This window comes from Streptomyces sp. NBC_00872 (assembly GCF_045161915.1).
Lineage (GTDB): Bacteria > Actinomycetota > Actinomycetes > Streptomycetales > Streptomycetaceae > Streptomyces.
This window is the reverse complement of the sequence record NZ_CP108806.1, coordinates 3,938,193-3,962,713: the sequence shown is the minus strand read 5'-3', so window position 1 is coordinate 3,962,713 and position 24,521 is coordinate 3,938,193. Positions and strand designations below refer to the sequence as shown.

The window sequence follows — 24,521 nt, the reverse complement described above, 5'->3', positions numbered from 1 at the left end:
AGGGGATCTTGAGCGTCAGGGGAGCTTGAGTATCGGGAAGCTGCCCGTGGCCGTCGGGGCGTGTTCCGGGAGCCAGAGGACCGCGATGGCGCCGCCCGCGCCTCCTGTCCTCGCGAGGTCCGCCGCGCCACCCGTCCTCGTGAGCTCCGCCGCGCCTTCGGGACCCGCGTTGCGGAAGGTCAGCCGGGCCCCGAGGACCCGGGCCTGGCCGGCCGCGATGGTCAGGCCCAGACCGTGGCCGTGGCCCGCGCGGTCGGTGGCGCCCGTACGGAACCGGCTCGGGCCCTCACGCAGCAGCGCCCCGGGAAATCCGGGGCCGTGGTCCCGTACGCGTACGACCCGGCCCTCGACCGTGACCTCGACGGGTGCCCGGCCGTGCTCGGCCGCGTTGGCCAGCAGATTGCCGAGGATGCGTTCGAGCCGCCGCGGGTCGGTGTTCACCCGGGACTCGTGCACCACCTTGACCTCGATCTCGGGGTTCAGCAGCGCCACCCGGCGCTCGACGAACTCACCGAGGGCGATCTCCTGGAGTTCGGCGCGCTCCGAGGCACTGTCGAGCCTGGCCACCTCCAGTACGTCCTCGACCAGGGTCCGCATGGCCTGGGCCCGGTCCCGTACGAGTTCGCTGGGGCGTCCCGGCGGCAGCAGTTCGGCCGCCGTGAGCAGGCCCGTCACCGGGGTGCGCAGCTCGTGCGCGATATCCGCGGTGACCCGGCGCTCGGCCTCGATCCGTTTGTTCAGGGCATCGGTCAGCGCGTCCACCGCGCGGGCCAGATCGTCCGTCTCGTCCCGTACGGCTCCGCCGACGGCGTCCCCGACCCGTACGTCCGTGTTGCCCTCCGCGACCCGGGCCGCCGCGCTCGCGGCCCTGCGCAGCCTGCGGGAGAGCTGCCCGCCGATCAGCACCCCCAGGGCGCATCCCCCGAAGACCACCGAGACCGAACCGATGATCAGGGAACGGTCCAGATCCTTCATGATCGTCGCGCTGCGGTCGGCGAACTTGTTGTGCAGCGAGAGCACGGCGCCGTTGCCCATCGGTACGGCGGCCCAGACATCGGGCACCCCGTGCGCGTTCTCCTGCACATAGGTCGCGCGCCGGCCCTCTCTCACCTTGGCGCGCAGATCGTACGGGAGCGCGGGGTCGTCGACCTTCGTGCCGAACTTGGGTTCCTTGGTGGAGTCGTACATCCGCTCCGCGAACAGCAGCCGTTCGAGCTGCACCTCACGTGCGTTGTCGAGCATCGAGACCCGGGCCGAGTTGTGCACCACCAGACTCAGCGCCACCGCGACCAGCGCGCCCACGGCCGCGATCGCGATACTGATCTTCCATCTGACGCCGGTGCGCAGAGCGAGCCGTCTCATGCCCTGAGCTTGTAACCGAAGCCGCGGACCGTGTCGATCCGGTCCTGACCGATCTTGGTGCGCAGCCGCTGGACATGGACGTCGACCACCCGGGTGTCACCGCCCCAGCCGTAGTCCCAGACCCGCTCCAGCAGTCTGTCGCGGGAGAGCACGGTCCCGGGCGCGGCGGAGAACTCCAGCAGCAGCCGCATCTCCGTCGGTGTCAGCGCCACCGGCGCACCGGCCCTGCGCACCTCCATGCCCTCCGTGTCGATCTCCACATCGCCGAAGGTCAGCACTCCGCAGACGGCGGGGCCGTCCTGCGCGTTCCCCTCACCGGCCGCGGGTCCGCCCGCGTGGCCGAAGCGGCGCAGTACGGCCCGGATCCTGGCGACCAGTACCGCCCCGTCGAACGGTTTGGTCACATAGTCGTCGGCGCCGGCCTCCAGGCCGAGCACCACGTCGATGGAGTCGGCGCGCGCCGACAGCATGATCACGGGGACGGTCGACTCGTCGCGGATACGACGGCACAGGCTGACGCCGTCCAGACCGGGCACCATCACATCGAGCAGCGCGATCTGCGGCCGTTCGGCGCGGAACGCCTCCAGACCGGAGAGTCCGTCGGGCATGGCGGTGACCACGAAGCCGACGCGTTCCAGCGCGAGCTGGGTGGCCTCGCGGATGACATCGTCGTCCTCGACGAAGAGCACATGGGTCCCGGCCATCGTCCGGTCCTCAGTTCTCGCCCGGCACGGTCGGCTCGGGCGTGCTCACGCCGCCGCCCACCGCCCTGCTGTAGCTGTTGCGCACCCGGTAGCGCTCGCTGAACTTGGCGTCGCCCCAGCTGTAGGTGACGACGTCCTCCCCGGAGGGGTAGGTCACCGGATCGCCCTTCGCGTACACCTGCCGGGTGACGACCAGCGCGCCGCGGTCGATCGTCGCGTAGACGGCGGGCTCCTCGTTGGTGAAGACGTTCCTGTACCGGCCGTCCTCGGAGCGGTACACATACGTACCGATACCGACGGCGTCACCGCAGGTCATCACATTGATCACGACATCGGGCGCGGTACCGCCGGTGAGTTCTCCGTACGAGGTGTCCACCGGATAGACGTCCTCGGCGCACGGTTTGAGATCGGCCTTGATCCTTCTGCCGACCTTCGGATCCTGTCGGAGCAGCGACACGGCGTCGACGGTCTCCGCCGGTGACGGCACGGACGTCGTGGGGGTGGTCGGCAGGCCCCGCTCGACCGGCATGGACACCGCGGCGCCCTCGTCCCTGGTCCCCGTACCACCGGTCGCGCAGCCGGCGGTGAGCACACAGAAGGCGGCGAGCCCGGCCATGGCCATGGCAGCCGCCGTGAATGTTCCGCCCCCCGGCCGACCGGGGCCTTTCAGGCCGCGCACCTCGCCCGCTCCTGTTCCCGTCCCTGTCCCTGACGCCCGTCGTGGCCGTCGCGGCCGCCACGGCTGTCGCGACGACTTCGGCCGTCACCCCTGTCCCGACGCGGAGCACCGCGCTCCGGCGCGCGGGCGCGCAGCTCGGCGCCCGCCGCTTCCCTGCTCGCCAGCTCCCTGGTCTCCAGCTCCTCGCGGAGCCGGGCCAGCGCCCGGTGGAGCGTGCTCTTCACCGTACCCGCCGACATCCCGAGCGCCGCGGCCGTCTCTTCCGTACTCATCTGCTCCCAGTGTCGCAGCACCACGACACTGCGTTGCTTGGGTGCCAGGATCCCCAGGATCTCCATCAGCAGGGCGCGGTCGGCGTGCTGCTCAGTGCCGTCCTCGACGCGCGCCTCGGGGAGCTGTTCGGTGGGGATCTCGTCGAGCTTGCGCGCACGCCACCACTCCGTACGGGTGTTGATCATGACGCGGCGCAGATAGGCGTCGGCGAGTGACTTGTCGGCGATGCCGTCCCAGCGGCCGAAGGTGCGGGCGAGGGCGGTCTGGAGCAGGTCCTGCGCGTCGACGGGGTCGGGCACCAGACGCCGGGCGCTGCGCAGCAGGGCCTCCTGGCGGGTCCGTACGTACTCCTCGAATCCGAGCACCTCGCCCTGCGCCATGCCAACCGCCTCCGACCTCTGAGCATCCGTGCCGATCGCCTACGGCAGGGAAATTACGGAGCGCTTGTCACGGAGTTGTGCGTGACAGCCGTCGGCAAACGCACGGCTGTCCATCGGTTGTGTAACGGCCGGCCGGTGGCGCGGAGGGGAACGACCGGTTATGCGCCGTTTGGGTACGACGGCCGGTGCGCGGCGGCGCCGGTACCGGCCGTCGTGGTCGTTTCTGCCGGCCGGTCGGGATCAGCTCTGCGGGAGCCGGTAGACACCGTTCTCCAGGGGCTCGACCAGCCCGTCCGCGACCAGTCCGTCCAGCGCCCTCGCCCGCTGCACCGGCTCGTCCCACACCGCGTCCAGGGCCGTCTGCGGTACCGGACCGACCGCGTCGCGCAGGACGGCGAGAAGCCTGCCGCGCACCTGGCGGTCCGTACCGGCGTAGGTCTGGCCGCGCCGCGGCGCCCCTTCGTGCGCGGGTTTGCCGGACAGCCGCCAGGCGCACCGCGCGGCGATCGGACAGCGCCCGCACTCCTCGTTCTTCGCCGTGCAGATCAGCGTGCCCAACTCCATGGAGGAGGCGGCCCAGCGCGCCGCCGTCGCCGCGTCCTCGGGCAGCAGGGCGCGGGCCAGCTTGCGCTCGGCGGCCGTGGTCGCGTTCGGCGGGTACTGGACACCGGCCACGGCACGGGCGAAGACCCGGCGCACATTGGTGTCGAGCACGGCGTGCCGCTGTCCGTACGCGAACGAGGCCACCGCCGCGGCCGTGTACTCGCCGATCCCGGGCAGCGAGAGGAGCTGCGCGTGCTCGCGGGGTACGTCACCTCCGTACCGCTCCGTTATCGCCTGCGCCGCGCCGTGCAGCCGCAGCGCACGGCGCGGATAGCCGAGCCGGCCCCAGGCGCGTACCGCCTCGCCGGGGGCCTCGGCGGCCAGATCGGCGGGGCGCGGCCAGCGGGCGAGCCACTGCTCGTACACCGGCAGGACCCGGCTGACGGGGGTCTGCTGGAGCATGAACTCGCTGACCATCACACCCCAGGCGCCCGCTTCGGGGCGGCGCCAGGGCAGATCGCGCGCGTTCGTCTCGAACCACGCGATGACGGGGGTGTGCAGGACCGCCGGGTCGACGGCCACCGCCGAGGTCCCGGAGGCGGGTGAGCCGGGTGAGCCGACCGGGGCGGGCGAGCTGGCCGAGGCGGGGGATGCGGGCAAGGCGGGGGAGCGGGGCGGGACGGGCGAGTCGGAGGAGGCGGGGGGTGTGGGGGAGGCGGGGGAGGCCGTGGAAGTCGCGGAGTGCGGGAAGGTAGCAGTCATGGCACCACCGATCCTGGCACGTCACGGAGCGTTGACGGTGCAGCGGCCGGGCGAGCGCCGGAGGTTGTCGCACGCCCGCCTCCGGGTGGGCTAGACGGCGTTTCGAAAGTGGCGCCGGGCGTTACCTCCGAAACATGCCCTGGTCCCGGGGTGTCCGTATGGACATTGTCGGGGAGTCGCCGGTGGCCCCGGTGTCCCCTGTGTCCCCGGAGTCGGCCTGGGCGGGTCCGTCGGCAGGGACCCGCAGGACCGGCCGGGCGGCGCGGGCCGTGCGGGCGAGCCGGTCGCCGGGCCCGGCGAGCCACCGGACCGGGCTCGCACCGCTGGTACGCATCGTCCCGACGAGGAGCCCCACCGGGCGGGCCGCCGCCGGCATCACCAGCGTCGCCACCGCCGCGCCGAGGACCAGCCCCACCGCCACATCGTGCGGGTAGTGGACCCCGACGAAGACCCGCGAGAACGCCATCAGCAGAGCCATCGGCACGGTGAGATACGCGAGCCGGGGACGGGCGATCAGGAGAGCCGTCGCCGCGGCTCCGGCGATGGTGGAGTGGTTGCTGGGGAAGGACCAGTCACCGACCGGCGGGCAGGTGATGAGCGGCTCCCCGGCCCCGGCGACCGCGCGGCACGGCCGCTCCTCCTCCAGTACCGACTTGGACAGTTCGCTGCACACATAGGCGATCGCGGTCGCGAGCGGGGCGAGTACCGCCAGGGCCAGGGCCCGTGAGCCGGCCCGTCTCGCGAGCCACCAGACGGCCACGAAGAGCAGACCGAACACCAACAGCCCCGCCTCCGTCCAGAGTTCGGCCAGATGCTGGACCCAGGAAGGGGTGGTGCGGGCGAAGTCGGTGATGTCGCGATAGAGATCGCTCGTTGCACTGCCGTTCATGTGATCAACGTACAGATGTTGTCCGATGGTCACATGACTCCATGGTCAAGGACGCAGTCCTGACGGAAGGAAGGGGCGCCGTTGCGGTCAAAAGTGCTGTCGCTGAAGGCCGTTCCGGGATGATGATCCGTAAAACTTGCCGAGAGAGGCGGCATGTGGGGCGGGAGTTGGCTCTGAACTCTCGTACAGTTTGCGCCGTGGGATCTTTGCGCAATCCGGTCGGGCCGCTTCCCTCCACCATCTACTGGCGACGGAGGGCGGTAGCGGCGACGCTGGCCGCGCTGCTCGCGTTGCTCGTCGTGTGGTACGTCAGCTCCAGCGGGGGCGGTGGCAAGCCGGCGGGCGACACCTCCGACGGCGCCAATCCCGCGACGTCCATCACCCCCGGGCCGTCCGGGTCGGGACCCGCCATCAGTGAACAGCCGGGCGGGCGCGAGGAGTCGGACGGCTCCGGCGGGAACGGCGGTGGCGGCGACGGCGGTACGGACTCCGGCGCCGACGGCGGCAAGAACGGCGACCCCGCGGACACCGGGGGCGCGGGCGGCTCGGCGGGCACGGGCGCGGGAGGCGCCGCCGGTACGGGAGGCGCGAACGGTACGGTCGGTGGTGCGGGAGGCGCGGGCGGTGCCGGTGGCACGGCGAACGGCGGTACCGGCGGCGGTAGTACGGGCACCGGCGACGGCAGCACCACCTCGGGGCGGGCGGTCGGCGCGGGCTCCGGGCTCCCCGACTGCGCTCCCAACTCCCTCGCGCTGACGCTCGCCACCACCAAGGTCGCCTACGCCCCGGGTGAGAAGCCCGCGTTCCGTCTGAACGTGAAGAACACGTCGGGCACCACCTGCAAGGCGGACTTCGGGCCGAAGGCGATGGTGCTGACGGTCACCAACGCCGAGGACGACGAGGTCTGGTCCTCCGCCGACTGCCCGAAGACCGGCGCGCAGTACTTCGAGGTCCCCGCGGGGCAGACCGTCACGCGCACCGTGCGATGGGACCGCAGGCAGAGCGCGCCGCAGTGCGCCACGCCGCCCGCGGGGGCGGTCGGTCCCGGAACGTATCTGGTCGAGGCCGAGACATCGCGGGCCTCGGTGAAGCAGGGACAGCAGTCCATCCGCCTGGAGAAGGACTGAACGGACTGCACGGACTGAACGGTCGGCCCCGGTACGGACGGCGGCCGGCCCCGTACGGACTGCGAACGGCGGCCGGTCCCGGTACGGACGGCGAACGCCCCGGCCTCATCGGCCGGGGCGTTCCCGTTCCCGTTTCCGCTTCCCCGTTCCGCTTGCGTCCCGAGCCGTCCGGTCGGTCTGTTCCCCTCGGCCCGGCTCGCTCCCGCGCGTACGGGCGCTCGTACCGGATCAGACGTACCGCTCCAGGATCGACGACTCCGCGAGCCGCGACAGGCCCTCACGGACGCTGCGTGCCCGCGCCTCGCCGACACCGTCCACCGTCTGGAGATCGCCCACGCTCGCCGCCAGCAGCTTCTGGAGCCCGCCGAAGTGCTCGACCAGCCGCTCGATGATGGCCCCAGGCAGCCGCGGCACCTTGGCCAGCAGCCGGTAACCACGCGGCGAGACCGCGGAGTCGAGCGTCTCGGGCGCCCCGCTGTAGCCCAGCGCCCTTGCCACGGTGGGCAGTTCCAGCAGCTCCGAGTGGCTCAGCGAGTCCAGCTCGCCGAGCGCCTCGTCGACCGTACGGGCCCGCTTCGCCGTCGGCTCGGGCACATAGTCGCGCGCGACCAGATCCCGCTCCGGCTCCACACCCGCGATCAACTCGTCGAGCTGGAGCGAGAGAAGCCGGCCGTCGGTGCCCAGCTCCACCACGTACTCGGCGATCTCCGTGGCGATCCGGCGCACCATCTCCAGCCGCTGGGCCACCGCCGTCACGTCCCGGACCGTCACCAGGTCCTCGATCTCCAGGGCGGAGAGCGTGCCCGCCACCTCGTCGAGACGGAGCTTGTACCGCTCCAGGGTCGCCAGCGCCTGGTTCGCCCGGGACAGGATCGCCGCCGACTCCTCCAGGACCCGGCGCTCCCCGTTCACATACAGGGCGATCAGGCGCATCGACTGCGATACGGAGACGACGGGGAAGCCGCACTGCTTGGACACCCGGTCCGCGGTGCGGTGCCGGGTGCCGGTCTCCTCCGTGGGGATGGAGGACTCGGGGACCAACTGGACGCCGGCCCGCAGAATCTTGGTGATGTCCTTGTCGAGGATGAGCGCGCCGTCGAGCTTGCACAGCTCGCGCAGCCGGGTCGCGGTGAACTCCACGTCCAGCACGAACCCGCCGGTACACATCGATTCGACGGTCTTGTCCATGCCCAGGACGATGAGACCGCCGGTGTTTCCGCGCAGGATCCGCTCCAGCCCGTCGCGCAGGGCCGTGCCCGGCGCGACCGCGCTCAGGGAGGCGCGCATCAGCGCTTCGTTGCCGGAGCCCGCGCCGGACTTTCCGGGCGCTGATGCCCGGTCGTTGGCTGCCACTGCACTCCTCCGGCTCGTACGGATGGGCGAGACCAGGGCAAAGTCTACCGGCGAGCGTTGTCGTCCCGTGGGGCCTCCGCACGACCCCGGCGCGGCAGCACCCTGAGAGCATCGCCCATGTCGGCGACTTCTGTGACCTTCATACCGGCGGGGATCTTCCCCGGATCGGTCGGTACGAGGGCCTGGGTGAAGCCGAGCCGATGGGCCTCGGCCAGCCTGCGCTGCACGCCCGTGACCCGTCTGACCTCGCCGGCGAGGCCCACTTCGCCGATCGCGACCAGGTTCTTCGGCAGCGGGGTGTCGCTGGCCGCGGAGGCCAGCGCCAGAGCGATCGCCAGGTCGGCCGCGGGCTCGGAGAGCTTCACCCCGCCGACCGTGGCGCTGTAGATGTCCCGTTTGCCGAGCGCGCTGATCCGGCCGCGCTGCTCCAGCACGGCGAGCATCATCGAGACCCGGGAGGTCTCCAGACCGGAGGTGGTGCGCCGGGGGGAGGGGATCTGCGAGTCGACCGTCAGCGCCTGCACCTCGGCGACGAGCGGACGGCGGCCTTCGAGCGTGACCGTGAGGCAGGTGCCAGGGACGGGCTCGTCACGCCGGGTGAGGAAGAGACCGGAAGGATCGGTGAGACCGGTGATCCCCTCGTCGTGCAGCTCGAAGCAGCCGACCTCGTCCGTGGCCCCGAACCTGTTCTTGATACCGCGCACGAGCCGCAGCCGGGCGTGCCGGTCGCCCTCGAAGGACAGCACGACATCCACGAGATGTTCGAGCAGCCTCGGCCCGGCGATCGCGCCGTCCTTGGTGACATGGCCCACGAGCAGGGTGGCCATACCGCGCTCCTTGGAGGCCCGGATGAGCGCCCCCGCGACCTCTCTGACCTGGGCCATCCCACCGGGCGCGCCATCGATCTCGGGCGAGGCCACCGTCTGCACGGAGTCCAGGATCAGCAGGGAGGGCTTGACCGCGTCGAGATGGCCGAGGACGGCGGAGAGATCGGTCTCGGCGGCGAGATAGAGATGGTCGTGGATGGCCTTGATCCGGTCCGCGCGCAGCCGGACCTGGCTGGCGGACTCCTCACCCGTCACATAGAGCGTGCGGTGTTCGTCACTGGCCGCCTTCGCCGCGACATCGAGCAGCAGCGTGGACTTGCCGACACCCGGCTCGCCCGCGACCAGGACGACGGCGCCGGGGACGAGACCGCCGCCCAGTACCCGGTCGAGCTCGGCCACGCCCGTGGAGCGCGCGGTGGCCGTACGGACGTCCACCTGGCCGATCGGGAGCGCGGCGGTGGAGACCCGGCCGGCCGCGGTGGTCCGTACAGCGGGCGCGCCGTACTCCTCGACGGTGCCCCAGGCCTGGCATTCGGGGCAGCGGCCGAGCCACTTGGCGGTCGTCCAGCCGCACTCGGTGCAGCGGTAGGACGGCCGGTCCTTTGCGGATTTCGTACGGGCAGCAGCCATGGCGTCACCGTATAGGGCGCCACCGACAGCGCTGACATCGCCGAGTCCGGTGACGGCGCCGGCCCCGGCGGCCCCGGAGATCCGGCCGATCCGGCCGATCCGCACCGGAACTCCTCGAATCGCGCTCCTGTTATCACCTTTTGGGCGATAGATTCACCCGTATGAGTTAAATGTGCTCAAGGTGTGTGAAAGGCGTGGGCCGCGCTGTCTACCGTCGCCAGGTGATGAGCAGCAGCCCCGAATCCGCCCCGCACACCACCGGCGCACACCGCGCGGCTCGTCGTGCGCCCCGTTCGGTGGCGCAGCGCCCGCCCGCGCGCTACGAGCAGTATCTGGACGGCCTGTTCACGTACTGCCTCTCCGTGCTCTGTGACCACGACGACGCGACCGAGGTGCTCGGCGGCACCCTGTCGATCGCCGAGCGGCAGTACGCCCGGTGCCCCTCTGACGCGGGGGAGCGCAAGGCGTGGCTGTACGCCCTCGCCCGCTGGGCATGTCAGCGCAAGCTCACCGAACAGCGGCGCAACCGTCCGGGGGCGCACGCGGCGCAACGCACGCCGGAGCCCACACCGGCGGGCGAGGTCCCACCGGAGACCGCCGCGCGCCGACGGCGCGAACTCGCCCTGCTGGCCTGGCCCGAGGCCGCCGGTACGACACCGGAGCAGCGCGAGATCCTGGAGCTGGCCGTACGGCACAGGCTCGGCCCGCGCGAGGTCGCCGCCGTGCTCTCCATGCAACTACCGGCCGCCCGTGAGCTGCTGGCCTCCGCCGCCTGCGAGGTGGAGCGCACCCGTGCCGCGCTGGCCGTCGTGGACAGTGGTGACTGCCCTTCCGTCGCCCGGCTCACCGGTGACAGCCAGGTGCTGCTGTCCGCCGCGCTCCGGCGTGAACTGGTCCGGCATGTCGACGACTGCCCGCGCTGCCGCCGTACCGCCGAGCGGGCCGAGGCGGTGGGCCCGTGGCCGGGATCACGCACCGCGCCGGTCCCGCCCGGCGGAACGGTCCCACCTGCCACGCCTGCCGCGCCGGGTGGGCTGGGCGCGGCTGTTCCGCCGGGTGGGACCGTTCCGCCGGGCGCGGCCGTCCCGTCCGGTGCGGGCGCTTCCGTACCACCGCGTACGCCCGTCCCGCCCGCTTCCCCGCCCGCTTCCCCGTCGCGCGCGGCCTCGCCCGCCGTCCTGCCCCTCGTCACCGCGTCCAGGACCGCCGCGTACGACGCGATGGCGCGCGTGCCCCGGGCCCGTACGACGGCGCCGCGCTTCGGCCGCGACGGATTCCCGATGGATCCCAAGGACCGGTCCGCGCGCCGGGACCGGCTGCGGGCTCGCGCGGTGACGACCACGGTCGTCGCGACCGTCGTCGCCGCTCCCGTGCTCGCGCTCTGGGCCGCGTACCGGGGCGCGCCGACGACGGGCGAGGGCCACGAAGGCTCCTCGGTCAGCGCCGGGGCGGTCGGTGAGGGGGAGGCCGACGGGCGGCCCGGCCCGGACGGGCGGCCGTACGAGCACTACGAGAACACCGGAAGCGCCGCGACCGGATCCGGCGCGGGCTTCGGCGGCGGCCGTGCGTCGGACATCTTCGTGGAGGTCGTCAGCGACGGTACGGCCGTGCCGTCCTCGCTCCCCGGCCGGCCCGCCCCCGGCCGTATCTCGGTCGAGGCGCGGCCGGCCGACGGTATGACGACGATCACGCTCAGGGCGTCCGGCGGGGCGCCGGTCGCCTGGACCGCCGGGACCACCGCCCCCTGGCTCCGGCTCAGCAGCCACTACGGCATGCTCACGCCCGGCGAGTCCTTCACGATCCGGGTCTTCGTGGACCACCGGCGTGAGCCGTCCGGACCCTGGAGCGCGCGGATCGCGGTGTATCCGACGGGTTCGACGGTGAAGATCTACGGCTATGGCACCAGGCCGGCGTCCCCCGGCCGGCCGGGACGTCCCGGCCACCACGAGGGCCGTCCCGCTCATCCGGGCCACCACGGCCACCCCGGGCGTCCGGGCCGCCCCGAGGGCCCCGGGCGCCCAGGACACCCCGGGTCCGGGCCCGGCGGACCGGCGTCCCCCGGCACCCCGGATCCCTCAGGCCCCGGTCCGTCCCGTCCCACCGATCCCACGCCCTCGGGCCCCGGCACCGGCCCCGGGTCCGGGGATTCTGTCCCCGTCCCCGGCGACTCCGCGCCGTCGGACCCGGATCCCTCGGTCCCCGCGGACCCACCCGCGACGACGCCGAGCACCGCGGGCTGACCGGCGACCCGCGCTGCTCGGCGACGACCACGGCCCGCGCCCGGCGACCCGCGCTGACGACGACCGCCACCCGCACCCGGGACGACCGGCGACCGGCGAGGAAGACCGACGGCCGGCGGCAGACCGCCGACGGCCGGTGTCCGGACCGGTCAGGCCCTGACGGGGTCCGCCGGATGGGGTGCCACCAGCGGAAGCTCGCTCGCCACACGCCGTTCGCAGAGCTCCGCCAGTTCGTCGTACGCCGCCTTGCCCATCAGCTCGGTCAGTTCCGGCCGGTACGTCTTGTACACCGGCTCGCCCGCGCCGTGCGCCGACGTGGCCGACGTGCACCACCAGTGCAGATCATGGCCGCCTGGACCCCAGCCGCGCCGGTCGTACTCACCGATCGACACCCGCAGCACCCGTGTGTCGTCGGGCCGCTCGATCCAGTCGTACGTACGCCGCACCGGAAGCTGCCAGCAGACGTCCGGCTTCGTTTCGAGCGGTTCACGCCCCTCGCGCAGCGCCAGGATGTGGAGCGAACAGCCCGCCCCGCCGGCGAACCCGGCACGGTTCTGGAAGATGCAGGAGCCCTTCCAGCGCCGCGTCTGGCGCTCGCCGTCCTCGTCGGTCTGCGTCCAGCCGGCCTTCGTGCCCTCCCCGTGGAACTGCCACAGCTCCGGGGTGAGCCGCGCCACGTGCCCGGCCACCCGCTTCTCGTCGTCCTCGTCGGAGAAGTGCGCGCCCAGCGTGCAGCACCCGTCGTCGGCGCGGCCCGCCTGGATGCCCTGGCAGCCGCTGCCGAAGACACAGGTCCACCGTGAGGTGAGCCAGGTCAGATCGCAGCGGAAGACCTGCTGCTCGTCGGCCGGATCGGGGAATTCGACCCAGGCGCGAGCGAAGTCGAGGCCCTTCTCGTCGGGGACCGGGGCCGCTTTCCCGGCATTCCGCTTGTTCCGTGTGTTACGGACTTCCCGGGCCTCCTCCGGTCGCTCCTGCTTGTTCGGTCCGTTGGCTTTGCCCGGCTTCGCCTTTTTCGTCTTTGGCACAGCTCCAGCGTATGCGCGCGCTCGCAGTAGCGTTCCGTTCATGAGACTCGGAGTCCTCGATGTCGGTTCGAACACCGTTCATCTGCTGGCGGTGGACGCCCACCGCGGCGCCCGCCCGCTGCCCGCCTATTCGCACAAGGCGGAGCTGCGACTCGCCGAGCTGCTCGACGCGGAGGGCGCCATAGGGGCCGAGGGTGTCGACCGGCTCGTGGCGACCGTCGCCGACGCGGTCCAGGTCGCCGAGGACAAGGGCTGCGAGGCGGTGCTGCCGTTCGCGACCTCCGCCGTACGGGAGGCCTGCAACGCCGATCAGGTGCTCGGGCGTGTCAAGAGCGAGACCGGTGTGGAACTCGAAGTGCTCTCCGGTGAGCAGGAGGCCCGGCTCACCTTCCTCGCCGCCCGCCGCTGGTTCGGCTGGTCCGCCGGGAAACTGCTGGTCCTGGACATCGGGGGCGGCTCCCTGGAGATCGCCTACGGACTCGACGAGGAGCCGGACGCCGCCGTGTCCATGCCCCTGGGCGCGGGCCGGCTGACGGCCGGCTGGCTGCCCGGCGACCCGCCCGACCCGGTCGATGTGAAGGCCCTGCGCCGTCATGTACGCGCCCAGATCGCCCGTACGGTCGGCGAATTCGCGCGGTTCGGCACACCGGACCATGTGGTGGCGACGTCCAAGACCTTCCGCCAGCTCGCGCGGCTCGCCGGGGCCGCGCGCTCCGCCGAGGGCCTGTACGTACAGCGCGAACTGAGTCGAACGTCACTGGAGGAGTGGGTCCCCAAGCTGGCCGCGATGACCTCGCTCCAGCGCGCCGGGCTCCCGGGGGTCTCCGAGGGGCGGTCCTCCCAGCTGCTGGCCGGAGCGCTGGTCGCGGAGGGTGCGATGGACCTGTTCGGGATCGAGGTGGTGGAGATCTGCCCCTGGGCGCTGCGCGAGGGCATCATCCTGCGCCGACTCGACCAACTCCCGACCACGTAGGGGGTGCCCTTACGCTGTCTCCGTGGCAGAACCAGTGGTGCGGGTCCCGGACGCGAAGGTCGCCCTGTCGACGGCCTCCGTCTATCCGGAGTCCACGGCGACGGCTTTCGAGATCGCCGCGCGCCTCGGGTACGACGGTGTCGAGGTCATGGTCTGGACCGATCCCGTCAGCCAGGACATCGAGGCGCTGCGCCGGCTCTCGGACTATCACCGGGTGCCGATACTGGCCGTCCACGCGCCCTGTCTGCTGATCACACAGCGGGTGTGGTCGACCGACCCGTGGGTGAAGCTCCAGCGGGCGCGGGCGGCGGCCGAGCGGCTCGGCGCCTCCACGGTGGTCGTCCATCCGCCGTTCCGCTGGCAGCGGCAGTACGCGCGCGACTTCGTCACCGGCATCTGGCGGATGGCGGACGAGACGGACGTGCGGTTCGCGGTCGAGAACATGTACCCGTGGCGGTACCGGGACCGCGAGATGCTCGCGTACGCGCCCGACTGGGATGTCACCAAGGACGACTACCGGCACTTCACGGTCGATCTCTCGCACACCGCGACCGCCCGTACCGATGCCATGGGCATGATCGACCGGATGGGCGACCGGCTGGGGCACGTCCATCTCGCGGACGGCAAGGGGTCGGCGAAGGATGAGCACCTCGTACCGGGGCGGGGCACCCAGCCCTGCGCCGAGCTGCTGGAACGGCTGGCGGGCACCTCGTTCGACGGCCATGTCGTGATCGAGGTCAATACCCGCCGGGCGATGTCCTCGGCGGAGCGCGAGGCCGATCTGGCGGAGGCGCTGGCCTTCACCCGGCTGCATCTCGCGCGGTCCGCGGCGCGGCCAGGAACACGCTCCGAGGTGCCGTCCGGAGCGCCGTCCGGAGCGCGGTCCGGAGCGCGGTCGGCGAATTCCGCGGCGGTCCCGCCGGCCACGCCCGCGAAGGGGCCCTCGCCGACACCGACACCGGAACCGCCGCCGACCGCCGCCGCTCCACCCCAGACGCCATCCCAGACGCCACCTCAGACGCCACCTCAGACGCCACCCCAGGCTTCGTCCCCCGGTCCGTCTCCGGGGTCGTCCACGGCGCGGGAGTCACGAAAGTCCCGTACCCCAGGCTCCTCGGGAGTGCGCCCTTCATGATCGGCAAGGCCCCATGACCGACATGGCCCCGCGCCGTCGTGGCCGTCCCGCCCGCAAGGACACGGACTCGGGCCCCAGCGCCCAGCAGAAGATCCTGGAGTCGGCCCGCGCGGAGTTCGCCGAGCGCGGCTACGACAAGACGTCCATCCGCGGCATCGCCAAGGCCGCGGGCGTCGACCCCGCGCTCGTCCACCACTACTTCGGTACGAAGGACGAGGTCTTCGCGGCGGCCGTCGAGGTCTCCTTCGAACCGGCGCTGATGGTGCCCGTGCTGCTGGCCGACGGTCTCGACGGCATCGGGGAGCGGCTCGCCCGCTACTTCATCGGGGTCTGGGAGAACCCGGTGACCCGTGCGCCGATGCTGGCGATCATGCGCTCCGCCCTGACGCACGAGGCCGCGGCGAAGGTGCTGCGTACGTTCGTCCTGCGCCGGCTGCTGGAGCGGATCGCGGAGGAGCTCGACGTACCGAATCCGACGTTCCGCGCCGAACTGGCCGCCTCCCACATGATCGGGATCGCGTTCCTCCGCTATGTGATCAAGGCGGACCCGCTGGCCTCCGCGGACTCCGAGGAGATCGTCAAGATGGTGGCGCCCACACTCCAGCGGTATCTGACCGGAAACTGAGACCGGAAACTGAGACCGGAGACTGCGGCCGGAGACTGAGGCCGGAAACCGAGGCCCCGTTCCGTACAGGCGGGTGATCGTTCCGTATACCGGACAAGACGTCCAGATCTTGGAGCGTGGGCGTAGGCTCTGAGACAGCCATTTCCGCCGAAGGATCCGTGCCGTCCGCTGACGACGGGTCTGCTGAAGGAGCGAGCGACGATGCCCGAGCTGAGGTCCCGCACTGTCACCCACGGCCGCAATATGGCGGGCGCACGCGCCCTGATGCGGGCCTCGGGCGTAGCGAGCGCGGACATCGGCAAGCCGATCGTCGCGGTGGCCAACTCCTTCACCGAGTTCGTGCCGGGACACACGCATCTCGCGCCGGTCGGCCGGATCGTCTCCGAGGCGATCAAGGCCGCGGGCGCCGTACCGCGCGAGTTCAACACCATCGCCGTCGACGACGGCATCGCGATGGGCCACGGCGGGATGCTCTACTCCCTGCCGTCCCGCGATCTGATCGCCGACTCGGTCGAGTACATGGTCGAGGCGCACTGCGCGGACGCGCTGATCTGCATCTCCAACTGCGACAAGATCACCCCCGGCATGCTGATGGCCGCGATGCGCCTCAACATCCCCACGGTCTTCGTCTCCGGCGGCCCGATGGAGGCCGGCAAGGCGACGCTCGTGGACGGTACGGTCCGCAAGCTCGACCTGATCAACGCGATCTCGGACGCGGTCAACGAGAGCGTCTCGGACGAGGACATCCTCCGTATCGAGGAGAACGCCTGTCCGACCTGCGGCTCCTGCTCCGGCATGTTCACCGCCAACTCGATGAACTGTCTGACCGAGGCCATCGGCCTCTCGCTGCCCGGCAACGGCTCGGTGCTCGCCACGCACACCGCCCGCAAGGCGCTCTACGAGAACGCGGGCCGCACGGTCGTCGAGATCACCAAGCGCTACTACGAGCAGGACGACGAGTCGGTCCTGCCGCGCGCCGTCGCCACCCGCGCCGCCTTCGACAACGCCATGGCACTGGACATCGCCATGGGCGGCTCGACCAACACCATCCTGCATCTGCTCGCCGCCGCCCAGGAGGCCGAGCTGGAGTACGACCTCGCCGACATCGACGCCGTCTCGCGGCGCGTTCCCTGTCTGGCCAAGGTCGCGCCCAATGTCGCCCCCGGCGGTACGTACTACATGGAGGACGTCCACCGGGCCGGCGGTATCCCCGCCATCCTCGGCGAGCTGTACCGCGGCGGTCTGCTCAACGAGGACGTGCACACCGTCCACTCGCCGAGCATCAAGGACTGGCTGGAGACCTGGGACGTGCGCGGCGGCTCGCCGTCCGACGAGGCCGTCGAGCTGTGGCACGCGGCCCCCGGCTGTGTCCGCTCCGCCGAGGCCTTCTCCCAGTCCGAGCGCTGGGACACGCTCGACACGGACGCCGCGAACGGCTGTGTGCGCGATGTCGCCCACGCCTACTCCAAGGACGGCGGTCTGGCTGTCCTCAAGGGCAATCTCGCCGAGGACGGCTGTGTCGTGAAGACGGCCGGGGTCGACGAGTCGATCTGGACCTTCGAGGGTCCCGCCGTCGTCTGCGAGTCGCAGGAGGAGGCCGTGGACAAGATCCTCCGCAAGGAGATCACCGAGGGCGATGTGATTGTCATCCGTTACGAGGGACCGCGCGGCGGCCCCGGGATGCAGGAGATGCTTTACCCGACCTCGTATCTGAAGGGCCGCGGTCTCGGCAAGTCCTGCGCGCTGGTCACCGACGGCCGCTTCTCGGGTGGTACGTCGGGTCTGTCCATCGGCCACGCCTCGCCGGAGGCGGCCTCGGGCGGCACGATCGCGCTGGTCCACGACGGCGACCGGATCCGGATCGACATCCCGAACCGCTCGATCGAACTGCTCGTCGCCGAGGACGAACTCGCGGCGCGCCGCGAGGCGCTGAACGGCGTGTACGCGCCGGCCGCCCGCGAACGCAAGGTCTCGGTGGCGCTGCGCGCGTACGCGGCGATGGCGACCAGCGCGGACAGGGGCGCGGTGCGGGACGTGACCCGGCTGGGCTGATCCCGCCCGCCTGTCGATCCGCCCATCCCAGTCCGCGATCAGCCAGTCCGCGATCCGCTCATCTGCTGATCCGTCTACGTACACCTGCGCCCCGGATCCCGCTCAGGGACCGGGGCGCCCGGCTGTCACTCCGCGGCGTGACAGCCCACCCCGTGGCGTGACGGTCACCAGCGCGCGGGGTCCCGGCTGTCGACCGCGAACACGGAGCCGTCGGGCGCGCTGGCGAGGACCTTCCCGGGGAGGGTGACCGGTGTGGGCAGCGCCCCGGACAGCGTGTCCCGTCCCTCGCCCATCCGTGGCTTCGTCTGCCCGGCCAGCACCCCGCGCTCCGCGTCCACGGCGAGCAGCCGCCCGTCCCCCGCGCTCATGAAGAGCCACTTGCCCGCGGCCGTCGGGCGCGACGCCCGGGTGACGGACGTTTCGAGCCGCCAGCGCTGGCCGGGCCCGGCGGCCGTACCGTCGCTCGTGTCGACCGCGAGCAACGAGCCCGTGTAGCCGACGACATAGACCATGTCACCGGCGACCGTGGCCTGCGCCTGGTCGACCGGCGAGGGCAGCGGGACACGCCGTACGGCATGGCTCGACGCGTCGAGCCTCACGACGGCGTCGGTCATGTCATTGCTGCCGTTGGAGAGCAGGAAGAGCGTGCCGTCCGACACCCCGGCCGGGGTCAGCGTGCCGGCGAGCCGCTTCTCCCGGAGCAGGGCACCGTCGGCCGGATCGATGACGCTCACCTCGGTGGCCGTGCCGTCGGGCGACGGGGTGACGGCGAACAGCGGACCGTCGGCGCCACCGCCCGCCGTCCAGACGGAACCGGTCCCGCCGCGCCGTTCCTCCCAGCGCTCGGCGCCGGTCGCGCTGTCCAGCGACCGCACCAGCCCGTCGTACGAGACGAGCAGTACGGAATCGGCGGCGTGCCGGACGGTGGCGTACGAGGAGATGTCGACGCTCCAGCGCTCGGCGCCCGAGCCCGGGTCCAGGGCCTCCAGACGGCTGCCGCCGGGCGTGATGACATGCAGCAGCCCGCCGGAGAGGACCGGCGCCGCGCCCTCGTCGGCGTCCGTCGTGGCGCGGTCGTCCCGTACGGACCAGGCGACCTGGCCGTCGGCGGGGCTGATCCGGGCCGCCTTGACCCCCGGAGCCGTGCAGTAGACACCGGAGTCGGCGCCCTTGCCCTCGGCCGAGCACACGGGCATACGGTTCGCGCCCTTGCCGTTGCCCAGCTCGATCTGCCAGGGGCCGGACACCTCGTCGGCCCGTCCCGCACTCGGCGGGGCGAGGTCGGCGCCGTCGTCCATCGCCGCACGTGCACCGGCGAGACCGGTCACGGCCAGCGCGACGACCGCCACCCCGGCCGCGACCCAACGGGCGCGCGGGAGACGGCGGCCGGGGGACGGTACGGTCCGGGGCCGTGTCGTACGGAACCGGTCCCCGGCGTGATTGGTGGGAGCCGAGTCCGCGCTCCCCGCCGCCTCGGGCCAGCGCCGCTGCGCCGGTATGAGCGACCTCGCCCCCTGCGCGCCAGTCACCCCGTGCACGCCCGTCGCCCCGTGCGCGCCATGAGTATCCAGCGGCTCCGGTATGCCCTGCGCGGAGGTGCGCAGCGCGGCCATCAGCTCGTCCGGCGTCGGACGGTCTTCCGGCTCCTTCGACAGACACCGCGCGACCAGAGGCAGCAGGCTCTCGGGGACCCCTGCCAAGTCAGGCTCGTTGTGGACGACTTGATACGCGACGACATAGGGGCTGTCGGAGTCGAAAGGGCCGCGCCCGGTGGCCGCGTGGACCAGCACCGCGCCCATCGCGAACACATCGGCGGCGGGACCGACTTCGCGCGGGCGCTGGAACTGCTCGGGCGCCATGAACGGCGGTGTCCCGATCAGCTTTCCCGTCTCCGTCCGCAGATCACTGTCCGTCGGGCGCGAAATGCCGAAGTCGATGACCTTGGGGCCGTCCGGTGCCAACAGGACATTGCTCGGCTTGAGATCGCGGTGCACCACACCGGCCCGGTGAATGTCGCGAAGACCTTCGGCGAGTCCCGCGCCGAGTCTGACCAGTTCCCGGGCGTTCAGCGGACCGGTCCGCTTCACCCGCTCCGAGAGGGTGGGGCCGTCGATGAACAGCGTTGCCATCCAGGGGCGTTCCGCCTCCGGATCGGCGTCCACGACGGGCGCGGTGAAGGCTCCGCTCACCCGGCGCGCCGCCGCGACCTCCTGCCGGAACCGGGCTCTGAACTCGGGATCCGAGGCGTGGTTGACATGGATGACCTTGACAGCGAGCCGCAACCCCGAAGCGGAGGTGGCCAGATGGACCTCACCCATACCGCCGGAGCCCAGGGCTGCTTCGAGCTGGTAGCGACCGGCGTAATCCGGACGTTCCGCTTCCGGGGCCGACCCCGTATTGCGCAGCGGTGGCACCGCCCACCCCCGTGTATTCGTGCGCGAGCGCGACGCACGGAGCCTAGTCGATGATGCGTGCGATCCAGCCATCGGTTGCTAGCCTGCCGAGCAGATCGCGCACCTTCAATGGGGGAGGACCGAATGGCAGTCGAAGAGGTTGAGAGCGCGGCGGAGGACGTCGCGGAAGCGGCGATCGAGACGGTCGCGGCCACGCGCTATCCGATCGCCCCGGGCTATCGGGTGAACGTACGCAGCGGACCGGGCACGAACTACCGGCTCGTCCGCGTCCTTTCGTACGGGGCGAGCGTGCCGATCAACTGCCAGAAGCCGGGAGAGTGGGTCACGGGGCCGTACGGCACCACCAATATCTGGGACAACATCGCCAACGGCCAGTACGTTTCCGACGCCTATGTACACACGGGCAGCGACGGCTACGTCACCGTGCGCTGCACCTGATGCCCGGGGTGAACCGCCCATGGGGATAATCGACCCGTGAGCGACCACTCCGAGCAGCACGAGCAACCCGAAGCCACCGCGGCCGCGACCGTGAAACCGGACGACGACGGGCGTGGCCGTGGTGGTGACGGCCGTGATCGCGACGTCCGCGGCGACGGCGGCCACGGCGGCCGTGGTGGCCCGGAGCCCGAGGCCATCCGCTTCTTCGGTACGACCTGGGTCGCCCACGACGGCGGATACGCGGCACGGCGTGTCGCGGTCGCCGCCGGCTCTCTCGTCACCGGCCTCGCCGCCTGTTTCGTCCTCCGCTTCGCCTACCAGGGCTTGGAGATCGCGGAGGTGGGCTCCTTCGTGGGCATGCTCGTCGTCGTGATGTTCGCGGTGTGCGGCGCCATCGCCTTCCGCGCGACCTGGGAGGGCTTCACCCGCCGCCCCGCCGACCCCGGCCGCGAGGAGTCGCTGCGCGGGCTCCGCGCGATCGGCTTCATCGGCTCGCTGGCCGCCTACTTCCTGCGCTCGCTGACCGAGGCCCCCGGCGAGGGACTGCGCCGACGCGAGTACGAGGCCGCCCTCGTCCAGTACGAGCGCCGCCGCACCGCCCGCACCGGCAACCCGGCCGCCCGCCGCGCCGCCAAGGGCGCGAAACGCGGGCACCGATAGAACCGCCACGCCCCGGCCAGCAGGATGGGGCGTATGACCAAGCGAGCACTCTCCTTCGACGCCGTCGCCGACCAGTACGACACCTCCCGTCCCGGGTATCCGCCGGCGCTCTTCGACGCCATCGAGGAACTCACCGGCCGCCCCCTCGGCGGCGCCCATGTCATCGACGTGGGCGCCGGCACCGGTATCGCCACCCGTCTGCTGCGCGAGCGCGGTGCCCATGTCATCGCCGTGGAACCGGGACCCGGCATGGCGGACCGGCTCCACCGCACCCTTCCCGAGGTCCCGCTCGTCCGGGGGTTCGGCGACGCCCTGCCCTTCGCCGACGGCAGCGCCGACCTCATCACCTACGCCCAGTCCTGGCACTGGACCGACCGGGACCGCTCCCTGTCCGAGGCGCTGCGCGTCCTCGGACCCGACGGCGCGCTCGCTCTCTGGTGGAACGTCTCGGACGCCGATGTGCCCTGGATCGCCGCCCAGGACGCGCGTATCCGCCAGTGGGCCGATGACGGCGCCCATGGCGCCCACGGCACCGTCCGGGGCAATCGCCACCTGCCCGACGGGCTGCGTTTCGACGAGCGCCGGGTGCCCTGGACCCGGCGTGTCACCCTCGACACCCATCTCGACAATCTCGCCACCCACTCCGTCTTCCGGATGCTCGGTGAGGAGAACACGGCCCGCTTCCTCGCCGAGGAGCGCGCGCAGCTGCTCACCGTCTTCCCGGACGGGCTCGTCGAGGAGGCGTACGCCGTCGAACTGACCGTCACCCATCGCACCCCCGCACCGTCCGCCGCCTGAAACCCGCCCGTACCACCGCCTCCCGTACCGCCCTCTCCGGGGACCGCCGCCGCCCTTGACGACGCGGTCTCCGGCCCACACTATTCATCACATGATGAATTCTTCTGGGGCCGCCGCCATCCATGCGCATGGCCTCACCGTCCGACGAGGCGACCGCACGGTCCTGCGCGGTCTCGGCTTCTCCGTACCTCCCGGTCAGATCACCGGTCTGCTCGGCCCCTCCGGCTGCGGCAAGTCGACCCTGATGCGCGCCGTCGTCGGCACCCAGGCCAAGACCACCGGCACCCTCGATGTCCTCGGCCGGCCCGCCGGCGACGCCGCACTCCGCGCGCGGATCGGCTATGTCACCCAGGCGGCCTCCGTCTACGACGATCTGACGGTCCGCCAGAACCTGGACTACTTCGCCGCCGTGCTCGACCCCGGCAGGTCCCGCCGCGACGCCCGCCGCCAGACCGTCACCCGTGCCATCGAGGACGTCGACCTCGCCTCCCACGCCGACTCACTGGCCGGCCGGCTCTCCGGCGGCCAGCGGGGCCGGGTCTCCCTCGCCGTCGCCCTGCTCGGCACCCCCGAACTCCTCGTCCTCGACGAACCGACCGTCGGCCTCGACCCCGTCCTCCGCCGGGACCTGTGGGACCTCTTCCACCACATCGCGGCCGAGCGCGCCGCGACGATCCTCGTCTCCTCCCATGTCATGGACGAAGCCGAACGCTGCCACCGGCTCCTCCTCATGCGCGACGGCGAGATCCTCGCCGACGACACCCCGGACGCCCTGCGCGCCCGTACGGACTCCGAGACCGTCGAAGCGGCCTTCCTCCATCTCGTCGACCAGGCCAACGCACTCCAGGGGAGCGCCCGATGACCACCACGACCCCCACCACGGCCCGCACCGGCACCGGCATCACAGGCAGGACGGGCAATCCCACAGCACCCGTCTCCGCCGCCCGCACCCTGGCCACCGCCGCCCGTGTGCTCCGCCAGCTACGGCACGACCCGCGCTCGATCGCGCTGATGATCCTCGTCCCCTGCGTGATGCTCTTCCTGCTCCGCTACGTCTTCGACGGCAGCCCGCGCACCTTCGACGCCATCGGCGCCTCGCTCCTCGGCGTCTTCCCGCTCATCACGATGTTCCTGGTCACCTCGATCGCCACCCTGCGCGAACGCACCTCGGGCACCCTGGAACGCCTGCTCGCGATGCCACTGGGCAAGGCCGACCTGATCGCCGGCTACGCCCTCGCCTTCGGTCTCCTCGCCATCGTCCAGTCGGCCCTCGCCACCGGCCTCGCGGTCTGGGCCCTCGGGCTGGACGTCGTGGGATCCGCCTGGCTCCTGCTTCTCGTCGCACTCCTCGACGCCCTGCTCGGCACAGCCCTCGGACTCTTCGTCTCCGCCTTCGCCGCCTCCGAGTTCCAGGCGGTCCAGTTCATGCCCGCGGTGATCTTTCCCCAGCTCCTCCTCTGCGGTCTCTTCACCCCACGCCCGGACATGCAGCCCGTGCTCGAGGCGATCTCCGATGTCCTGCCCATGTCGTACGCCGTCGACGGTATGAACGAAGTCCTGCGGCACCCCGACATCACCGGTGACTTCGTCCGCGACGTCCTGGTCGTCGCGGGCTGCGCCGTACTCGTCCTGGCCCTGGGCGCCGCCACGCTCCGCCGCCGCACGGCATAGGGGAAACCGCCCCCGCCCGCCCGGACGGCGACGCCGTACCGCCCATCGGACACCTCACGCCCACCCCCGGGCCCCGGTGCGAGGATGGGAAGCGGACGACAGCACTGCCCATCCCCACCGGCGAGGTGACCCCGAAATGCCCCAGACAGTCGCAGTCCTCGGCACCGGCAAGATCGGCGAGGCCCTGCTCAGCGGCATGATCCGGGCCGGCTGGCGCCCCGCCGATCTGCTGGCCACCACCCGCCGCGACGACCGCGCGAAAGAGCTGCGCGACCGCTACGGCGTCGAGACCGTCACCAACGCCGACGCCGCCAAGCGCGCCGATATCCTCATCCTCGCCGTCAAGCCGCAGGACATGGGCAAGCTGCTCGACGAACTCACCCCCCATGTCACCGCCGACCGCCTGATCATCAGCGCCGCCGCCGGTATCACCACCGCCTTCATCGAGGAACGCCTGGCCACCGGCACCCCTGTCGTACGCGTCATGCCCAATACCCCCGTTCTGGTCGATGAGGGCATGTCCGTCATCTCCGCCGGCAGCCATGCCCTCGCCGTACATCTCGCCCACGCCGAAGAGATCTTCGGCGGCGTCGGCAAGACCCTCCGCGTCCCCGAGTCCCAGCAGGACGCCGCCACCGCCCTCTCCGGCTCGGGCCCGGCCTACTTCTACTTCCTCGTCGAGGCCATGACCGACGCCGGCATCCTCCTCGGCATTCCCCGCGCCCAGGCCCATGAGCTGATCGTCCAGGCCGCCATCGGCGCCGCCATCATGCTGCGCGACAGCGGCGAGCACCCGGTGAAGCTCCGCGAGGCCGTGACATCCCCCGCCGGCACCACCATCAACGCCATCCGGGAACTGGAGAACCACGGTGTGCGCGCCGCCCTCATCGCCGCCATCGAGGCGGCCCGGGACCGCAGCCGCGCCCTGGCCTCCGGCACCGGCTGACCTTCGCTCCGG

General features: G+C 71.9%; 21 protein-coding genes and 1 pseudogene. 12 read left to right on the top strand and 10 right to left on the bottom strand.

Annotation, left to right across the window (positions count from 1 at the left end; all coding sequences use genetic code 11):
• Nucleotides 1-15: 15 nt before the first annotated feature.
• From cseC to OG214_RS16895, 6 genes are all read right to left on the bottom strand, one after another.
• Nucleotides 16-1,362, bottom strand: a complete 1,347-nt coding sequence (gene cseC, locus OG214_RS16920; protein ID WP_405985186.1) for a two-component system sensor histidine kinase CseC — start codon at nucleotides 1,360-1,362, stop codon at nucleotides 16-18.
• The gene (gene cseB, locus OG214_RS16915; RefSeq protein WP_383034419.1) at nucleotides 1,359-2,066 is read right to left on the bottom strand and encodes a two-component system response regulator CseB; all 708 of its coding nucleotides are present in this window, start codon (nucleotides 2,064-2,066) and stop codon (nucleotides 1,359-1,361) included. Before cseB ends, cseC begins: the two co-directional genes overlap by 4 nt.
• A 10-nt stretch (nucleotides 2,067-2,076) precedes the next feature.
• Nucleotides 2,077-2,682, bottom strand: coding sequence for a hypothetical protein (locus OG214_RS16910; protein WP_405987530.1), 606 nt, complete (start codon nucleotides 2,680-2,682; stop codon nucleotides 2,077-2,079).
• Nucleotides 2,683-2,732: 50 nt separating this feature from the next.
• On the bottom strand, nucleotides 2,733-3,398 hold the full coding sequence (locus OG214_RS16905; protein ID WP_405985185.1) for a SigE family RNA polymerase sigma factor: 666 nt from the start codon (nucleotides 3,396-3,398) through the stop codon (nucleotides 2,733-2,735).
• A gap of 240 nt (nucleotides 3,399-3,638) precedes the next feature.
• Entirely contained in the window at nucleotides 3,639-4,703 is a 1,065-nt protein-coding gene (locus OG214_RS16900) for an A/G-specific adenine glycosylase (RefSeq protein ID WP_405985184.1), read from the bottom strand.
• Nucleotides 4,704-4,824: 121 nt separating this feature from the next.
• The gene (locus OG214_RS16895; RefSeq protein WP_405985183.1) at nucleotides 4,825-5,592 is read right to left on the bottom strand and encodes a phosphatase PAP2 family protein; all 768 of its coding nucleotides are present in this window, start codon (nucleotides 5,590-5,592) and stop codon (nucleotides 4,825-4,827) included.
• A gap of 197 nt (nucleotides 5,593-5,789) precedes the next feature.
• On the opposite strand from OG214_RS16895, the gene OG214_RS16890 reads away from it, so the two are divergent.
• Entirely contained in the window at nucleotides 5,790-6,719 is a 930-nt protein-coding gene (locus tag OG214_RS16890; protein WP_405985182.1) for a hypothetical protein, read from the top strand.
• Between the two features lie 228 nt (nucleotides 6,720-6,947).
• Here the strand turns inward: OG214_RS16890 and disA are convergent, their stop codons facing one another.
• Together disA and radA are read right to left on the bottom strand one after the other, a co-directional pair.
• Nucleotides 6,948-8,072: a DNA integrity scanning diadenylate cyclase DisA gene (gene disA / locus OG214_RS16885; protein ID WP_093598779.1), complete on the bottom strand. Its 1,125-nt coding sequence runs from the start codon at nucleotides 8,070-8,072 to the stop codon at nucleotides 6,948-6,950.
• A 44-nt stretch (nucleotides 8,073-8,116) separates the two neighbouring features.
• Nucleotides 8,117-9,529 carry a DNA repair protein RadA gene (gene radA / locus OG214_RS16880; protein ID WP_363082993.1) on the bottom strand — a complete coding sequence of 471 codons (1,413 nt, stop codon included), beginning with the start codon at nucleotides 9,527-9,529 and terminating at the stop codon, nucleotides 8,117-8,119.
• Nucleotides 9,530-9,753: 224 nt separating this feature from the next.
• Between radA and OG214_RS16875 the strand changes: the two genes are divergently transcribed.
• Nucleotides 9,754-11,769 carry an RNA polymerase sigma factor gene (locus tag OG214_RS16875; RefSeq protein ID WP_405987529.1) on the top strand — a complete coding sequence of 672 codons (2,016 nt, stop codon included), beginning with the start codon at nucleotides 9,754-9,756 and terminating at the stop codon, nucleotides 11,767-11,769.
• Nucleotides 11,770-11,918: 149 nt separating this feature from the next.
• On the opposite strand, the gene OG214_RS16870 is transcribed toward OG214_RS16875, so the two are convergent.
• On the bottom strand, nucleotides 11,919-12,797 hold the full coding sequence (locus OG214_RS16870) for a hypothetical protein (RefSeq protein WP_363082986.1): 879 nt from the start codon (nucleotides 12,795-12,797) through the stop codon (nucleotides 11,919-11,921).
• 40 nt (nucleotides 12,798-12,837) lie between these two features.
• On the opposite strand from OG214_RS16870, the gene OG214_RS16865 reads away from it, so the two are divergent.
• The 4 genes and pseudogenes from OG214_RS16865 to ilvD all read left to right on the top strand — a co-directional run bounded on the left by OG214_RS16865 (nucleotide 12,838) and on the right by ilvD (nucleotide 17,582).
• Complete coding sequence (locus tag OG214_RS16865) at nucleotides 12,838-13,770, top strand: Ppx/GppA family phosphatase (RefSeq protein WP_383034433.1); 933 nt, start codon at nucleotides 12,838-12,840, stop codon at nucleotides 13,768-13,770.
• Nucleotides 13,771-13,792: 22 nt separating this feature from the next.
• Nucleotides 13,793-14,608: pseudogene (locus tag OG214_RS16860) on the top strand (sugar phosphate isomerase/epimerase family protein); the annotation flags it as partial.
• 310 nt (nucleotides 14,609-14,918) lie between these two features.
• The gene (locus OG214_RS16855) at nucleotides 14,919-15,530 is read left to right on the top strand and encodes a TetR family transcriptional regulator (RefSeq protein WP_363082989.1); all 612 of its coding nucleotides are present in this window, start codon (nucleotides 14,919-14,921) and stop codon (nucleotides 15,528-15,530) included.
• A gap of 201 nt (nucleotides 15,531-15,731) precedes the next feature.
• Nucleotides 15,732-17,582 (top strand): dihydroxy-acid dehydratase, encoded by a 1,851-nt coding sequence (ilvD, locus tag OG214_RS16850; RefSeq protein ID WP_363082990.1) that lies wholly within the window; start codon nucleotides 15,732-15,734, stop codon nucleotides 17,580-17,582.
• A gap of 164 nt (nucleotides 17,583-17,746) precedes the next feature.
• Here ilvD and OG214_RS16845 read toward each other — a convergent pair whose 3' ends face one another.
• Nucleotides 17,747-19,996, bottom strand: a complete 2,250-nt coding sequence (locus OG214_RS16845; protein WP_405985181.1) for a protein kinase domain-containing protein — start codon at nucleotides 19,994-19,996, stop codon at nucleotides 17,747-17,749.
• 123 nt (nucleotides 19,997-20,119) lie between these two features.
• Here OG214_RS16845 and OG214_RS16840 point away from each other — a divergent pair, with 123 nt between their 5' ends.
• The 6 genes from OG214_RS16840 (at nucleotide 20,120) to proC (ending at nucleotide 24,509) form a co-directional block, all read left to right on the top strand.
• Nucleotides 20,120-20,434 (top strand): peptidase, encoded by a 315-nt coding sequence (locus OG214_RS16840; protein WP_363082992.1) that lies wholly within the window; start codon nucleotides 20,120-20,122, stop codon nucleotides 20,432-20,434.
• A 195-nt stretch (nucleotides 20,435-20,629) separates the two neighbouring features.
• Nucleotides 20,630-21,094, top strand: coding sequence for a hypothetical protein (locus OG214_RS16835; protein WP_405987528.1), 465 nt, complete (start codon nucleotides 20,630-20,632; stop codon nucleotides 21,092-21,094).
• A 24-nt stretch (nucleotides 21,095-21,118) separates the two neighbouring features.
• Nucleotides 21,119-21,892, top strand: a complete 774-nt coding sequence (locus OG214_RS16830) for a class I SAM-dependent methyltransferase (RefSeq protein WP_405985180.1) — start codon at nucleotides 21,119-21,121, stop codon at nucleotides 21,890-21,892.
• A 91-nt stretch (nucleotides 21,893-21,983) separates the two neighbouring features.
• Nucleotides 21,984-22,754: an ABC transporter ATP-binding protein gene (locus tag OG214_RS16825; protein WP_363085692.1), complete on the top strand. Its 771-nt coding sequence runs from the start codon at nucleotides 21,984-21,986 to the stop codon at nucleotides 22,752-22,754.
• On the top strand, nucleotides 22,751-23,563 hold the full coding sequence (locus OG214_RS16820) for an ABC transporter permease (protein WP_405985179.1): 813 nt from the start codon (nucleotides 22,751-22,753) through the stop codon (nucleotides 23,561-23,563). The genes OG214_RS16825 and OG214_RS16820 overlap by 4 nt, the downstream gene beginning before the upstream one ends.
• A 136-nt stretch (nucleotides 23,564-23,699) precedes the next feature.
• Nucleotides 23,700-24,509 carry a pyrroline-5-carboxylate reductase gene (gene proC, locus OG214_RS16815; RefSeq protein ID WP_363085690.1) on the top strand — a complete coding sequence of 270 codons (810 nt, stop codon included), beginning with the start codon at nucleotides 23,700-23,702 and terminating at the stop codon, nucleotides 24,507-24,509.
• Nucleotides 24,510-24,521: the final 12 nt, after the last annotated feature.

Excerpts from the sequence above, each read along its gene's own strand:
- cseB (WP_383034419.1), bottom strand. The coding sequence starts at position 2,066 with ATGGCCGGGACCCATGTGCTCTTCGTCGAGGACGACGATGTCATCCGC.
- proC (WP_363085690.1), top strand. The coding sequence starts at position 23,700 with ATGCCCCAGACAGTCGCAGTCCTCGGCACCGGCAAGATCGGCGAGGCC.
- OG214_RS16865 (WP_383034433.1), top strand. The coding sequence starts at position 12,838 with ATGAGACTCGGAGTCCTCGATGTCGGTTCGAACACCGTTCATCTGCTG.
- OG214_RS16900 (WP_405985184.1), bottom strand. The coding sequence starts at position 4,703 with ATGACTGCTACCTTCCCGCACTCCGCGACTTCCACGGCCTCCCCCGCC.
- OG214_RS16905 (WP_405985185.1), bottom strand. The coding sequence starts at position 3,398 with ATGGCGCAGGGCGAGGTGCTCGGATTCGAGGAGTACGTACGGACCCGC.
- OG214_RS16820 (WP_405985179.1), top strand. The coding sequence starts at position 22,751 with ATGACCACCACGACCCCCACCACGGCCCGCACCGGCACCGGCATCACA.
- OG214_RS16840 (WP_363082992.1), top strand. The coding sequence starts at position 20,120 with ATGGCAGTCGAAGAGGTTGAGAGCGCGGCGGAGGACGTCGCGGAAGCG.
- OG214_RS16895 (WP_405985183.1), bottom strand. The coding sequence starts at position 5,592 with ATGAACGGCAGTGCAACGAGCGATCTCTATCGCGACATCACCGACTTC.
- ilvD (WP_363082990.1), top strand. The coding sequence starts at position 15,732 with ATGCCCGAGCTGAGGTCCCGCACTGTCACCCACGGCCGCAATATGGCG.
- OG214_RS16855 (WP_363082989.1), top strand. The coding sequence starts at position 14,919 with ATGACCGACATGGCCCCGCGCCGTCGTGGCCGTCCCGCCCGCAAGGAC.
- OG214_RS16825 (WP_363085692.1), top strand. The coding sequence starts at position 21,984 with ATGATGAATTCTTCTGGGGCCGCCGCCATCCATGCGCATGGCCTCACC.
- OG214_RS16830 (WP_405985180.1), top strand. The coding sequence starts at position 21,119 with ATGGGGCGTATGACCAAGCGAGCACTCTCCTTCGACGCCGTCGCCGAC.
- OG214_RS16910 (WP_405987530.1), bottom strand. The coding sequence starts at position 2,682 with ATGGCCGGGCTCGCCGCCTTCTGTGTGCTCACCGCCGGCTGCGCGACC.
- OG214_RS16875 (WP_405987529.1), top strand. The coding sequence starts at position 9,754 with ATGAGCAGCAGCCCCGAATCCGCCCCGCACACCACCGGCGCACACCGC.
- cseC (WP_405985186.1), bottom strand. The coding sequence starts at position 1,362 with ATGAGACGGCTCGCTCTGCGCACCGGCGTCAGATGGAAGATCAGTATC.
- radA (WP_363082993.1), bottom strand. The coding sequence starts at position 9,529 with ATGGCTGCTGCCCGTACGAAATCCGCAAAGGACCGGCCGTCCTACCGC.